At 76.2% G+C, this 13057-nt stretch carries 10 protein-coding genes; 4 read left to right on the top strand and 6 right to left on the bottom strand.

Features of this window, described 5'->3' with window-relative positions:
* Nucleotides 1-3: 3 nt before the first annotated feature.
* The 4 genes from ACFPL3_RS21395 to ACFPL3_RS21380 are packed head-to-tail and all read right to left on the bottom strand — an operon-like array spanning nt 4 to nt 5985.
* Nucleotides 4-2181, bottom strand: coding sequence for a DUF5682 family protein (locus ACFPL3_RS21395; RefSeq protein WP_379589583.1), 2178 nt, complete (start codon nt 2179-2181; stop codon nt 4-6).
* Nucleotides 2178-3275 (bottom strand): ATP-binding protein, encoded by a 1098-nt coding sequence (locus ACFPL3_RS21390; RefSeq protein WP_343940414.1) that lies wholly within the window; start codon nt 3273-3275, stop codon nt 2178-2180. The genes ACFPL3_RS21395 and ACFPL3_RS21390 overlap by 4 nt, the downstream gene beginning before the upstream one ends.
* Complete coding sequence (locus ACFPL3_RS21385; RefSeq protein WP_379589582.1) at nt 3272-4708, bottom strand: DUF5691 domain-containing protein; 1437 nt, start codon at nt 4706-4708, stop codon at nt 3272-3274. The genes ACFPL3_RS21390 and ACFPL3_RS21385 overlap by 4 nt, the downstream gene beginning before the upstream one ends.
* Nucleotides 4705-5985, bottom strand: a complete 1281-nt coding sequence (locus ACFPL3_RS21380; RefSeq protein ID WP_379589581.1) for an SWIM zinc finger family protein — start codon at nt 5983-5985, stop codon at nt 4705-4707. The genes ACFPL3_RS21385 and ACFPL3_RS21380 overlap by 4 nt, the downstream gene beginning before the upstream one ends.
* Before the next feature lie 197 nt (nt 5986-6182).
* On the opposite strand from ACFPL3_RS21380, the gene ACFPL3_RS21375 reads away from it, so the two are divergent.
* From ACFPL3_RS21375 to ACFPL3_RS21360, 4 genes are all read left to right on the top strand, one after another.
* Nucleotides 6183-6956, top strand: a complete 774-nt coding sequence (locus tag ACFPL3_RS21375; RefSeq protein ID WP_343942470.1) for an ROK family protein — start codon at nt 6183-6185, stop codon at nt 6954-6956.
* A gap of 21 nt (nt 6957-6977) precedes the next feature.
* Nucleotides 6978-8633: a glucose-6-phosphate isomerase gene (pgi, locus tag ACFPL3_RS21370; protein ID WP_343942471.1), complete on the top strand. Its 1656-nt coding sequence runs from the start codon at nt 6978-6980 to the stop codon at nt 8631-8633.
* Nucleotides 8634-8651: 18 nt separating this feature from the next.
* On the top strand, nt 8652-9350 hold the full coding sequence (locus ACFPL3_RS21365) for a phosphatase PAP2 family protein (RefSeq protein ID WP_343942472.1): 699 nt from the start codon (nt 8652-8654) through the stop codon (nt 9348-9350).
* 213 nt (nt 9351-9563) lie between these two features.
* Complete coding sequence (locus tag ACFPL3_RS21360; RefSeq protein ID WP_343942473.1) at nt 9564-11384, top strand: NHL domain-containing thioredoxin family protein; 1821 nt, start codon at nt 9564-9566, stop codon at nt 11382-11384.
* Between the two features lie 88 nt (nt 11385-11472).
* On the opposite strand, the gene ACFPL3_RS21355 is transcribed toward ACFPL3_RS21360, so the two are convergent.
* Together ACFPL3_RS21355 and bla are read right to left on the bottom strand one after the other, a co-directional pair.
* Nucleotides 11473-12072, bottom strand: coding sequence for a D-alanyl-D-alanine carboxypeptidase family protein (locus ACFPL3_RS21355; RefSeq protein WP_343942474.1), 600 nt, complete (start codon nt 12070-12072; stop codon nt 11473-11475).
* A gap of 65 nt (nt 12073-12137) precedes the next feature.
* Nucleotides 12138-13031, bottom strand: coding sequence for a class A beta-lactamase (bla, locus tag ACFPL3_RS21350; protein ID WP_379589588.1), 894 nt, complete (start codon nt 13029-13031; stop codon nt 12138-12140).
* Between the last annotated feature and the right edge of the window lie 26 nt (nt 13032-13057).

Here is a 13057-nt window from a genome sequence, read left to right as displayed (position 1 = left end):
CGCTCACGGCGCGACCCCCAGCAGCTGCGCGAACACCGGCAGCACCCGCTCGGCCCGTTCCTCGTCGATGCCGTCGGCGACGCGCGGTGCCGGGACGGCGCCGGTGAGCGCGGCGGCCCGCTCCCCGATCGCGCGCCGCTCGGGGTCGGCGAACGCGCCGAACGTGCGGCGCAGCAGCGGCAGCACCTCGTCGAACTGGTCGGGCGCCACCTCGGCGAGCCAGCGGTCGACCACCCGCAGCAGCCTGTCGTCGTGCACGAGCAGCAGGGCGCCGCCCGCGAAGAACCCCTCGACGTACGCACCCGCCTGCGCCGACGGCGTGCCGGGCGTGAGGGCGCGGGCGAGTCGTCGCTCGACCTGGTCGGGGGGCATCCGGTCGGCGTCGGCGAGCAGCCGGGCCAGCCGGCCCGCCAGCAGCGGCGGCAGGGCGGGCCGCTGCACGAGCCGATCGAGGGCGGCGAGCCAGCGACTGGTGGCCTCCTCGCCGAGGAGGCCCGTGACGTCGTGCACGCCGTCGACGAGCCCGGCCAGGCGGGTCGCCTCGCTCTCGTCGACGCCGTGCGCCGCGGGCGGGAGGCCGGCGCAGATGCGGGCCAGCACGCGTTCGGCCACGGTGCTCAGCGCGCCGGTGTCGGTGCCGCGCACGTCGCCGTACCGGGTGGCCCGGGCGAGCGCCGGGAAGGCCGCCATGAGGTGGGTGACGTCGGCGTCGTCGGCGGCGCGCGCGTCGAGCGCGGCGAGGGCGTCCGGGAGGGCGCCGGGCAGGTGGGCGAGCAGGCAGCGCTCCACGGCCGCGGTGACGTCGGAGAGGGCGGGCGCGTCGGTGACCGCGGCCCGCACGCGCGCGGTGGCCGCCCCGGCCACGGTGGTGCCGTGCACGCCTGCCGCCACGAGGTCCACCTCGAACTCCGGCTGCCAGGCGAGCTCCCAGGTCTCCCGGAACGTGCCGGTGCTGCGCCGGGCGCTCGCGGCGGGCCGGCCCCACGGGATGCCGAGCAGGCGCAGGCGGTGCAGCAGCCGGGAGCGGTCCAGCCCGCCGGGGTTGCGCAGGTCGAGATCGAGCTCGCGGGGCGCCGGGTCGCGCTTGAGGCGCAACCGGCGCGCGGTGGCGGCGAGGTCGGCGGCCAGGGGCGTGAGCGGGGCGTCGTCGGGCACGGCGCCCATCCGCTCCCCCACCACGAGCTTGCGGGTGACGAGGTCGAGCTGCACCTCGTTGCCCCCGCACAGCACGGCGAGGGTGGCCTCGGTGACCTCGGCGAGCCCTGCGGACACCCGGTCGCGCAGCGCCGCGAGCGTCTCGGCGAGCCGTACGGCCTCGATCACGTGCGCGGTGGACACGGGCAGGTCCTCGGCACGCAGCACGCCCGCCACCGCGGTGAGCCAGCACGCGGTGACGTCCTCGTCGGTGGTGAAGAGGTGGTGGTACCAGCCCGGCGACGTCACGCCCGCGCCGTACCCGCTGGACGCCGCCAGCCGCCCGTGCGTCCACGGCACCCACGCGCACGCCGCCTTCCGCTTCGGCAGCCCGCGCAGCAGGGCCTGGTCCCGGGACGCGGGCGGCAGCGGGTCGGTGAGGGCGGGCACGTGCCAGGCGCCGCAGACGACGGCGATCCGCTCGTAGCCGTCCTTGCGGGTGCGGCGCAGCACGGTGCGCATGTACGCCTCGCGGCGGGCCCCGTGCACGTCGCTGTGGTCGCCGACCGGCTCGTCGGCCCGCAGGGCGGCCATGGCGTCGGCGATCACGGTGAACGCCGGCTCGCGCCGGTGCTCGATCACGTCGTCCCACCAGCGTTCCGGGTCGTCGTACCCGGCGACGGCGGCGAGGCGCGCCAGCGGGTCGGCGGAGCCACCGGGGCGCCCGTCGAGAGCCAGCTGGTGGGCGGCGGGCAGGTCGCAGAACCGCACCGGCACGCGGGCCTCCACGGCGTACCGGATGGCCTGCCACTCGGGGCTGAACACCGCGAACGGCCAGAACGCCGCGCGGGCCACGTCGTCCACGGCGTAGGCGAGCAGTGCGACCGGCGGCTCCAGGGCGGGGTCGGCGGCGAGCGCCACCAGGGCGTCGGCCTCGGGCGGGCCCTCGATGAGCACGACGTCCGGGGCGAAGGCGTGCAGCTCCGCGGCCAGGGCCCGGGCTGACCCGGGCCCGTGGTGGCGGATCCCGAACAGGCGGGTGGTCACCCGGTGACCTCCAGGCCGGCCCGGTAGAAGTCGGCCCAGCCCTCGCGCTCCCGGACCACCGTCTCCAGGTACTCCACCCACACCGCGCGGTCGGCCACCGGGTCCTTGACCACGGCGCCCAGGATCCCGGCGGCGACGTCCTCGGCGCGCAGCACGCCGTCGCCGAAGTGCGCGGCGAGCGCGAGGCCGCCGGTGAGCACGCTGATCGCCTCGGCGGTGGACAGCGTGCCCGAGGGCGACTTCACCGCCGTGCGCCCGTCCTCGGTGCGCCCGGAACGCAGCTCCCGGAACACGGTGACCACCCGGCGGATCTCGGCGAGCGCCGCCACCTCGGAGGGCAGCTGCAGCGACGCCCCCAGCTGCGCCACGCGGCGGGCGACGATCTCCACCTCGGCGTCGGCGCTGTCGGGCAGCGGCAGCACCACGGTGTTGAACCGGCGGCGCAGTGCGCTGGAGAGCTCGTTGACGCCGCGGTCGCGGTTGTTGGCGGTGGCGATCAGGTTGAAGCCGGGACGGGCCTGCACCTCGGTGCCCAGCTCGGGCACCGGCATCGTCTTCTCGGACAGGATCGTGATCAGCGAGTCCTGCACGTCCGCGGCGATGCGGGTGAGCTCCTCGAGCCGGACGATCTTCCCGTCGTGCATGGCGCGCAGCACCGGGCTCTCCACGAGCGCGGCGGGCGAGGGCCCCTCGGCGATCAGGCGGGCGTAGTTCCAGCCGTAGCGGATCGCCTCCTCCGCGGTGCCGGCCGTGCCCTGCACGAGCAGCGTGGAGTCGCCGCTGATGGCGGCGGCCAGGTGCTCGGACACCCAGGTCTTGGCCGTGCCGGGCACCCCGAGCAGCAGCAGGGCCCGGTCGGTGGCGAGCGTGGCCACGGCCACCTCGACGAGCCGACGCGGCCCCACGTACTTCGGCGTGATCTCGGTGCCGTCGGGCAGCGTGCCGCCGAGCAGGTAGGTGACCACCGCCCACGGCGAGAGCCGCCACGACGGCGGGCGTGGCCGGTCGTCGGCCGCGGCGAGCGCCGCGAGCTCGTCCGCGTGGTCCTGCTCGGCGTGCGGCCGCAGAACCGACCCGGTCGCTGCTTCGGTCATCGGTCCAGCTCCTCGTGCATCTCGCGGCGGACGGTCAGGGTGGCGGCCAGCTCCCGCCACCACGGCGCGGAGCCGACCGGCAACGGCCCGGTGGCGACGGGGTGGCGCAGGCACGCCCGGGGCACCCGGATCCCGGCGGCCCGGGCGGCGCCGCCGAGCCCGCGGTTGCCGGGGTGGGTCGCGATCCAGTCGAGCACGGCGGTGCCGAGCTCGGGCGACCAGGGCGCGGGCAGCTGCCCGACGGCGGCGGCCATCGCCTGGGGGGTGAGCCGCGCGGCGAGCAGCGCGACCGCGGGCCCCTGCACGCGTGCCGGCAGGCGGGCGAGCACGCCCGTGATCGTGGCGTCGACGGCACCCGGGTCGATCGCGCGCAGCACGGCCGCGGCCCAGCGGGCGTCCCGCTCCCGGCCCGCGGCCTCGGCCCACCCGCTGTGCAGCACGTGGGGATCGCACCCGTGGACCGGTCGGACCACCACGTCGGCGGGATCCCCGGCACGCGCCCAGTGCTCCAGTGGCGTGGCGGCGACGACCGCGCGCAGCAGGTCGGCCGGCCCGCGGGCGGCGCGTGCCTGCGGGCCACCGACGTCGCGGACGAGCGCGGGGTCGCCCGGGTCGGGCGGGGTGACGGCGAGAGCGCTCCCGTCGGCCCGCACCAGCCGCGCGGCCCGCTCCCGCATCCGCGCCACCAGCCGCGACCCGGGCAGCCGCGGCAGCAGCTGCGCGGCGGCCTCCCGCACCGGCGCCGCCCGGTCGTCCAGCGCGGCCTCGAGGAACGGCTCGTCCTCGGCCGCGAGGTGCTCGGCGAGCACCGCGAGAAGGTCCGCCCGCATGCCGGCCGGTTCGCCCGCCCACGTGGCCGTGAGCGCGGCGCGCCCGGCCTGCGGGTCGGCCGCGAGGGTGCGGTGCAGCCACGCCCGCCGCTGCGCCGCGGTGCCGTACTCCCACACCCCATCGCCATCGGGGTCGCCGTCCGGCGCCGCCTGCACCAGGAAGCCCCACGCCGGGTTGCGCTCCCCCAGCCAGGCACCTGCCGGGCCGGCCGCACCCGCGAGCGCGGCGCGCAGGGGCGGCCGGGTGCGCGCGGCCTCGGCGAGCGCGGGCAGGTGTTCCGGCGGCGCGCGCAGTCCCCGCTCCCGCACCGCGTCCAGCCACTCGGGGAGCAGGTCCACGGGCAGCCGCGAAAGCCGGCGCCGCGCCGCCGGTGGGACGAGCGGGCGCTCGTCTCGCGCGACCGGGACGGGCGGGGCGTCCACCCGCGCGGGGACGCGCCCGGCCCGCCGGTAGGTGGCCAGCACCGCGGCCGCGGTCAGCAGGCCTGTCTCCGGCTCGTCGGACACCAGCGGCCGTACCGCGGCAGGCAGCGCCGTGGGGTCGAACCGGCGGCGCCGGGTGCCCAGCAGCGCCGTGCTGACGAGGTCGGCCCAGGCGGTCACAGCCGCACCGTCCGGTCGCCGTCCCAACAGGTCATCGGGCGCAGGCCGGCGGCGGTCCACTCCCCGGCCACCGTGACGGGAGCGCCGGCCGCCACGGCGAGCAGCGGCCACGGGTCGGCGCGCTCGTCGAGCGGGAGCGCCGCGCCCGCGTCGTCCGCGAGGAGCCAGCCGTCGCCGTCCGCGGCGGGGGTGACGCCGTCGAGCAGCAGCGGCCACCGCTCCTGCCACGGGTCGACGGCGAGCACCCGCGCCACCGACTCCAGGGCGGCGCTCACCGCGTCGCCGTGCGGACGGCCGGCGCGCACCGGGTCGTCCGCCCGCACGACGAGCGCCCGCAGCGGAGCCGCCCCGGGGTGGAAGGCCAGCTCACCGCGCACGACGTGGCCCGCGGGGAGGGATCCGTCGAGGGGCCGACCGGGCGGTGCGAACGACAGCACGAGCGCGGGGCGCCCGCTCTCCCGTCCGCGCAGCCAGGCGCGGCGGGTGGTGAGCCGCTCGGTCACCTCGTCCACCACGCCGATCACCACCCACTCGTCGGTCACGCGCTCCCCGTTCGCGAGCACGTCGGCGGTGTCGGTGGGGAAGCCGAGCCGGGTCCGCACGGTGGCGGCGAGGTCGGTGGGCAGCTCGGCGAGCCGGGTGCTCGCCTCCGCGAGGACGTGCAGCAGCGCCAGCTCGGTGAGCAGCCGTCCCGGCCAGTCCCGGCCCCGCCCGATCACGCCCGCCGCGCGGCGCAGCCCGCTCGCGAGCCCCGGCGCCTGCGCGTCGACCATCCGGGCGGCCACCCCGTACAGCTCTTCGGCGTCCGCCCCGGCCAGCCCGCTGCGGACGCGGTCGACGAGCCAGTCCCGCAGCTCCGCCGCCCCGGCGGCTACCCGCTCGGCGCGCCGCTCGGCCCGCCGGGCCGCGGCCTCGGGATCCCGGGGCGGCGCCCCCGGGGTGCGGGCGGGGCGGCGCCGCGCCGGTTCGGCGAGCCGGGCGCGCACCCACTCCGGCTCGTCCGCGTCCGGCACCGCACCGCGGTCCCGGAGCAGCAGCAGGCCGAGTGCGTGCTTGCACGGGGACTTCCGGCTCGGGCACGTGCACGCGTACGCGGGCTCGCCGCGATCGACGGCGACCCGGTACGGGTCCGGGCGGCTGCCCCGGCACAGCCCCCAGACGACGGTGCCCGCCGCCCCCAGCCCGGACCACCGCTCCGGCGCCGCCTGGGCACGCCCCGCGGCCGCCGACGCCGGATCGGGCGCGAGGGCGAGCACGCGTTCGTCGTCCCCGGCCATCGGCGTCAGCCTAGGACGCTGATCCTGGCAACGAGCGGGTGCAGGCGCCGGCCCGCCCCGGGGTTCAGGAACGTGGCGTTCCTGAACCGGCGGCGGCGGCGCGCGGCACGCCCCGACGTGCGGGCCCAGTGGCGTGCGCCCGCCCCCGCCGCCGGTTAACGTCCTCCGGCGTGGGGCAGGTGCACGAGGAGGCGGCCATGGACGGACCACGCACGCTGGCGATCGACATCGGCGGATCCGGTTTGAAGGCCATCGTGCTCACCCCCGACGGTGAGCCCGCGTCGGAGCGGACCCGCAGGGCCACGCCGTACCCGTGCACCCCGCCGGTGCTGCTGGAGGAGCTCACGGCGCTGGTGGCCACCCAGCCCGACCACGACCGCGTATCCGTCGGGTTCCCCGGGGCCATCCGCAGGGGCCGGGTCCGCGAGGTGCCTGCCTTCTCCCGGCGGGGCCCGGGCAAGCCACCCGACCCGGAGCTCGTCGCGATGTGGACGGGCTTCGAGCTGGAGTCGGCGCTCGCGCAGCGGTTCGCCCGGCCGGTGCGGGTGGCCAACGACGCCGACGTCCAGGGGTGCGCGGTGATCTCGGGCCAGGGCATGGAGCTCGTCGTCACACTCGGCACCGGCGTCGGCTGCGCCGTGTTCTTCGACGGGCAACTGCTGCCGCACATGGAGCTGTCGCACGGCACCTTCGGCGGCACGTCGATCGAGGTGGCCTGCGGCGACAACGAGCGCCAGAAAATCGGAAAGGAGAAGTGGCGCAAGCGGGTGCACGAGGCGCTCGACGCGTTCGAGGCGATGGTGCTGCCCGACCACCTCTACATCGGCGGGGGCAACGCCAAGAAGCTCGACCCGGACACGATCGGCCCGAACCGCACGATCGTGCCCAACATCTCCGGTCTGCTCGGCGGGATCGCGCTGTGGGAGCGAACGGGTGACGGCTCGCGCGTCCCGACCGCCACCACGTCCTGACGACGCGGCACTATGGCCCTCGTGTCCACGACCGACATCACCACGACCCCCGAGTGGACGGCCGTCGCCGAGCACCACGGCGCCGTCGCCGACCGGCACCTGCGCGACCTGTTCGCCGACGACCCGGAGCGCGCCACCGCGCTCACCGCCACCGGGGCCGACCTCGTCCTCGACTACTCCAAGCACCGCATCACCCGCGACACGCTGCCGCTGCTCGCGGCGCTCGCCCGTGCCGCCGGGCTGCCCGAGCGCACCGAGGCGATGTTCGCGGGCGCGCACATCAACACCAGCGAGGACCGCGCGGTGCTGCACACCGCGCTGCGGGCGCCGGAGGCCACCGCGCTCGCCGTGGACGGCCAGGACGTCCCCGTCGAGGTGCACGCCGTCCTGCGCCGGATGGGCGAGTTCACCGACGCCGTGCGGTCGGGCGCGTGGACGGGGCACACGGGCGAGCGGATCCGCGCCGTCGTCAACATCGGGATCGGCGGGTCGGACCTCGGCCCGGTGATGGCCTACGAGGCACTGCGCGCCTACGCCGACCGCTCGTTCACCATGCGGTTCGTCTCGAACATCGACCCCACCGACATCGCCGAGGCCACCCGCGACCTCGACCCGGCCACCACGCTGTTCATCGTCTCGTCCAAGACCTTCACCACCCTCGAGACGCTCACGAACGCCAAGGTGGCGCGGCGCTGGCTCCTCGACGGGCTGGGCGGCGAGGAGTCGGCCGTGGCGAAGCACTTCGTGGCCGTGTCGACGAACGCGAAGGAGGTCAGCGCGTTCGGGATCGACGAGGCCAACATGTTCGGCTTCTGGGACTGGGTCGGCGGGCGCTACTCGGTGGACTCCGCGATCGGGCTCTCGCTCATGGTGGCGATCGGCAAGGAGCAGTTCGCCGAGTTCCTCGCCGGGATGTACGCGATGGACTCGCACTTCCGCAAGGCCCCCCTCGAGGAGAACCTGCCGGTCATCCAGGGCCTGCTGGGCGTCTGGTACGTCAACTTCTTCGGCGCCGAGACCCACGCGGTGCTGCCCTACAGCCAGTACCTGCACCGCCTGCCCGCCTACCTGCAGCAGCTCACGATGGAGAGCAACGGCAAGTCGGTGCGCGGCGACGGCAGCCCGGTCACCACGGTGACCGGCGAGATCTTCTGGGGCGAACCGGGCACCAACGGCCAGCACGCCTTCTACCAGCTGCTGCACCAGGGCACCCGGCTCGTGCCCGCCGACTTCATCGGCTTCGCCGAGCCCAACCACGCGATCGACGTGGACGGCGACGGCGACATGCACGACCTGTTCATGTCCAACCTGTTCGCCCAGTCCCAGGCTCTCGCGTTCGGCAAGACCGCCGAGGAGATCGCGGCCGAGGGCACGCCCGCCGACGTCGTGCCGCACAAGGTGATGCCGGGCAACCGCCCGTCCTCCACCATCCTCGCGCCGAAGCTCACTCCGGCCACGCTCGGCCAGATCATCGCCTTCTACGAGCACGTCACGTTCGTCGAGGGCACGATCTGGGGCATCGACTCGTTCGACCAGTGGGGCGTGGAGCTGGGCAAGGTGCTCGCCAAGCAGCTCGCCCCGGTGCTGGCGGCCGACACGGCCGACACCGCCGGGCTCGACGCCTCCACCGCGGCGCTCGTGCGCCGCTACCGCGAGATGCGGGGGCGCCCCGCCTGACGTCAGCGAGCGAGGACGATGTCGCGACCCACCGAGGACCGGCCCGCCGGGCTGCGCGAGCCCGTCGCGCTCCCGCGCCCGCGCCCGGTCTTCGACGCGGTGGTTGCCGTCGTCCTCGGACTCGCGGCGCTCGCCGGGCTGTGGGCCGCGGTCACCGGCGTCGGCCCGGCCCGGCTCGACGCCGCCCTGCTCGACGGGTCGGTCGAGGCGCGCACCGACCTGCTCACGGTGGCGGCCGTCGCCGTCACCCACCTGGGCAGCACGGCCGCGATGAGCGTCCTCGCCGCGCTCGCGGGCCTGCGGCTGTGGCTCGCCGACCGGCGCGCCGACGCCGTGTTCGTGATCGGCGCGACGGCGGGCGCGCAGCTGGTCTTCCGGGCGCTCAAGCAGCTGTTCGGCCGCCCCCGCCCGCCGGAGGACGGCCAGCTCGTGCACGCCGTGAGCGAATCGCTGCCCTCCGGCCACGCCACCACCGCCGTCGTCGTGATCGGGGCGCTCGTGGTGCTGGCCTGGCCGAGCCGCCGCCCCGCCGCGCGAGCCGCGATGGTCACCGCCGCGGCGCTCTGGGTGGGCGCCGTCGGCCTCACCCGCGTCTACCTGGGCGTGCACTGGTTCAGCGACGTGCTCGCCGGCTGGCTGGTGGGCGCCGCCTGGCTCGCGCTGTGCGTGGCCGCCCGGAGCCGATGGCGCACCCGCGTAACCCCCCGCGCCGTGTGAGCGAGGACACCACATGGCCGCGCGGAGCCCCACACGGAGGCGCTCCGATCCGATCGGCGGCCGCGGGATGTGGTCCTATGAGCTGGTTCGACCTCCTGGGCATCATCGTGCTGTGCACGATCGTGTTCATGCTGGTGTCCATCTGCGAACGCGAGCGCCACGGCGGGCGCTAGCACCGGAACAGCGGGGGCCGCGAGCGGGTTGATCTGCGGCGTGAGCCGAACACGCGTGCGGGCGCCTGAACTGCGGGGGCGTCGCTGGCTGAACACCGGGGGCACCGAGCTCACGCTCGCCGATCTGCGCGGGAAGATCGTCCTGCTGGACTTCTGGACGTTCTGCTGCATCAACTGCCTGCACGTCCTCGACGAGCTGCGCGAGCTCGAGGAGCGCTACGCCGACGTGCTGGTGACGATCGGCGTGCACTCGCCGAAGTTCGTGCACGAGGCCGACCCCGACGCCGTGGCCGCCGCGGTCGAGCGCTACGCGGTGGAGCACCCGGTGCTCGACGACCCCGAGCTGGTCACCTGGGACGCCTACGCCGCGCGGGCGTGGCCCACGCTCGTGGTCATCGACCCGACCGGTTACGTCGTGGCGCACCTGGCGGGCGAGGGGCACGGGCACGGGCTGGGGGTGCTGGTCGAGGAGCTCGTGGCCGAGCACGAGAGTGCGGGTACCCTCCGCCGCGGCGACGGCCCCTACGTCGCCCCGCCGGAGCCGGCCACCGCGCTGCGCTTCCCGGGCAAGGCGATCGCGCTGCCCGGCGGCACGTTCCTCGTGTCCGACACCGCGCACCACCAGCTCGTCGAGCTGGAGGCCGACCTGGTCACGGAGCGGCGGCGCATCGGCACCGGCGAGCGCGGGTTCTCCGACTCCCCCGCCCGCTTCTCCGAGCCGCAGGGCCTGCTCCTGCTGCCGGAGCAGGCGCGCGCGGAGTACGACGTCGTGGTCGCCGACACCGTCAACCACGCGCTGCGCGGCGTGCGCCTCGCCGACGGCACCGTCACCACGCTCGCGGGCACCGGGGAGCAGCTGCGCACGCGGGTGGAGCCCGGTGCGGGCGCCGCGGAGCTGTCCTCACCCTGGGATCTCGCCTGGTGGGAGGACCGCGTGGTCGTCGCGATGGCGGGCAGCCACCAGCTGTGGTCGTTCGATCCCGGCTCGGGTGTGGTCGCCGTGCTCGCGGGCACCACCAACGAGGGCCTGCGCGACGGCGCCCCCGCAGACGCCTTCTTCGCGCAGCCGTCCGGGCTCGCGACCGGGCCGGACGGCACCCTCTGGGTGGCCGATTCCGAGACCTCGGCCCTGCGCTCCGTGCAGGCGGCCCCGGCGGCCGGACCGCAGTTCACCACGGCGACCGGGACCGGCCTGTTCGACTTCGGGTTCCGCGACGGCCCGGCCGAGGAGGCCCTCCTGCAGCACCCGCTCGGGGTGGCGGTGCTCCCGGACGGCTCGGTGGCGATCGCCGACACCTACAACGGTGCCGTGCGCCGCTACGACCCGGCCACCCGCACCGTCGGCACGCTCGCGCGCGACCTGCGCGAACCCGCCGACCTGCTCCTCGACGGCGACTCCCTCGTGGTGGTCGAGTCGGCGGCGCACCGGCTGGTGCGCGTCCCGATCCCGGCGAGCACCCGCGTCGACGGCCGCGCGCACCGCGTCCGCCGCTCCCGCACCGACCTCGCCCCGGGGGCGCTGGCGCTGCGGATCGACTTCACCCCACCCACCGGCCAGCACCTGGACACGCGCTTCGGCGACCCGACCTCGCTGACCGTCGCCGCGTCCCCTCCGGAGCTGCTGCTCGACGGGGCCGGCACGGCCCCCGGCCTCACCCGCACGCTGCGGTTCGCCCCCGACGCGCCGGCGGAGGGGGTGCTGCAGGTGAGCGTGGCGGCCGCGGCCTGCGACGCGAACGACGAGGGCGACGACGGCGTGTTCGCCGCGTGCCACCGCTACCAGCAGGACTGGGGCATCCCGGTGCGGCTGGTCGAGGGCGCCCCGGAGGAGCTTGTGCTGGACCTGAGGGCGGTCCGGTAGGCCGCTCCGCCCCCGAGGTTCAGGAAAGCCACATTCAGGGCCGGAGAGGCCCTGAATGTGGCTTTCCTGCCCTCCCCCGGGGCGGCCCTCAGGACCCCGTCGCACTCGGCAGGAGCGCGGGGCAGCCCCTCGTCGGGTAGGTCGCGTCGAACTCGAAATGCCACGGCTCGTTCTCGTAGCGGCGGCACCAGCCCAGCGCCTGACCGTGCTCCTCGACCCAAGCGGCCGAGGCCAGCGGCTGCACGTCCACGGCGATCCCGACGACGTGCATCGACTCGTCGGGCTGCAGCACGTACCTGCTCGCCAGCTCGGCGCTGCCGAAGTCCTGCACGGCCTCGGCGAACTGCCGCGCCTGCTGCTCGCGGCTGCGTTTGCCGTCGTTGAGGCAGAGCCGCACGCCGTCCTGCTCCGCCGCCGACCGGAGCCGTTGCCAGGCCGCGAGGGCGTCGGGCGGCAGGCGGTCGGGGGGTTCGTCGACGTAGCGGGCGTCGAGCGGGCAGGGCGGGCCGGTCTCCGCGCCGGGCATCTCCACGACGATCGGAATCGGGCGTCCGACGACCCGGTCCCACACGAGCACCGCGCGACCGGTGGCGCCCAGCACGCCGAGCGCGGTGGCCGCCCCGCACACCGCCGCCATGAGCACGGCGGTCACGCCACGCCGGGTGCGGGCGGCGCGGGCGGTGGGCACCGGTTCGACGGTACCCACCCAGCGCCGCCGTTCCCCGCTAACGTGATCTTGCTCGCGATCCGGGCTCAGCCGAGCTCCTGTGCCACCACCGCCGCCGCCTCCGCGAGGAGGGCCTCGTCGCGGGTGGCGTCCTCGGCTGCCTTGGAGGTCAGCACCGCGACGAGCACGGGCGCGCCACCCGGCGGCCACGCGACCGCCACGTCGTTCGCGGTGGCGTAGCTGCCGGTGCCGGTCTTGTCGCCCACCCGCCAGTCCGGCGGCAGCCCGGCGCGGATGCGGGTGGCGCCGGTCGTGTTGCCCACCAGCCACTCGGTGAACAGGGTGCGGTCGGCCGGGTCGAGGTGGTCGCCGAGCACCAGGGCGCCCAGGCTCGTGGCGATCGCCCGCGGCGTGGTGGTGTCGCGCTCGTCGCCGGGGATCGCGGTGTTCAGCTCCGGTTCGGTCCGGTCGAGCCGGGTCACCTCGTCGCCGAGCGACCGAGCGAAGGTCGTGATCCCGGCCGGGCCGCCGACGTCGGCGAGCAGCAGGTTCCCGGCGGTGTTGTCGCTGTAGCGCACGGCCGCGTCGCACAGCTCGCGCACCGTCATGCCGTCGGCGAGGCGCCCCTGCGCGATCGGGGACGGATCGACGACGTCGGCCTCGGTGAAGCGCACGCGGTGGTCGAGGTACTCGGGCGGGGTGCGCTGCAGCACCGCGGCGGCGGCCAGCGCCTTGAACACGGAGCACATCGCGAACCGCTCGTCGGCGCGGTGGGCCAGTTCGCGGCCGCTGCCGGTGTCCAGGGCGTAGACGCCCAGACGCGCGTCGAAGCGCCGTTCGAGCTCGACCAGACGGTCCGCGCGAGGCGGAGCCGGTGCGGGCGGGGCGGGCGCGGCAGGGGCGGCCGGTGCGGCACACCCGGCCAGCGGGAGCAGGAACGCCGCCGCCAGCACGGAGCGGCGGCTCGGCTTCGTCTCGATCACGGGCGACAGGCAAGCAACCGCCG

Source organism: Pseudonocardia zijingensis (genome assembly GCF_042657305.1).
Lineage (GTDB): Bacteria > Actinomycetota > Actinomycetes > Mycobacteriales > Pseudonocardiaceae > Pseudonocardia > Pseudonocardia zijingensis.
The sequence above is the reverse complement of the archived record's forward strand: the minus strand, read 5'-3'. Positions and strand labels throughout refer to the sequence as shown.

Excerpts from the sequence above, each read along its gene's own strand:
- ACFPL3_RS21380 (WP_379589581.1), bottom strand. The coding sequence starts at position 5,985 with ATGGCCGGGGACGACGAACGCGTGCTCGCCCTCGCGCCCGATCCGGCG.
- ACFPL3_RS21390 (WP_343940414.1), bottom strand. The coding sequence starts at position 3,275 with ATGACCGAAGCAGCGACCGGGTCGGTTCTGCGGCCGCACGCCGAGCAG.
- ACFPL3_RS21375 (WP_343942470.1), top strand. The coding sequence starts at position 6,183 with ATGGACGGACCACGCACGCTGGCGATCGACATCGGCGGATCCGGTTTG.
- ACFPL3_RS21365 (WP_343942472.1), top strand. The coding sequence starts at position 8,652 with ATGTCGCGACCCACCGAGGACCGGCCCGCCGGGCTGCGCGAGCCCGTC.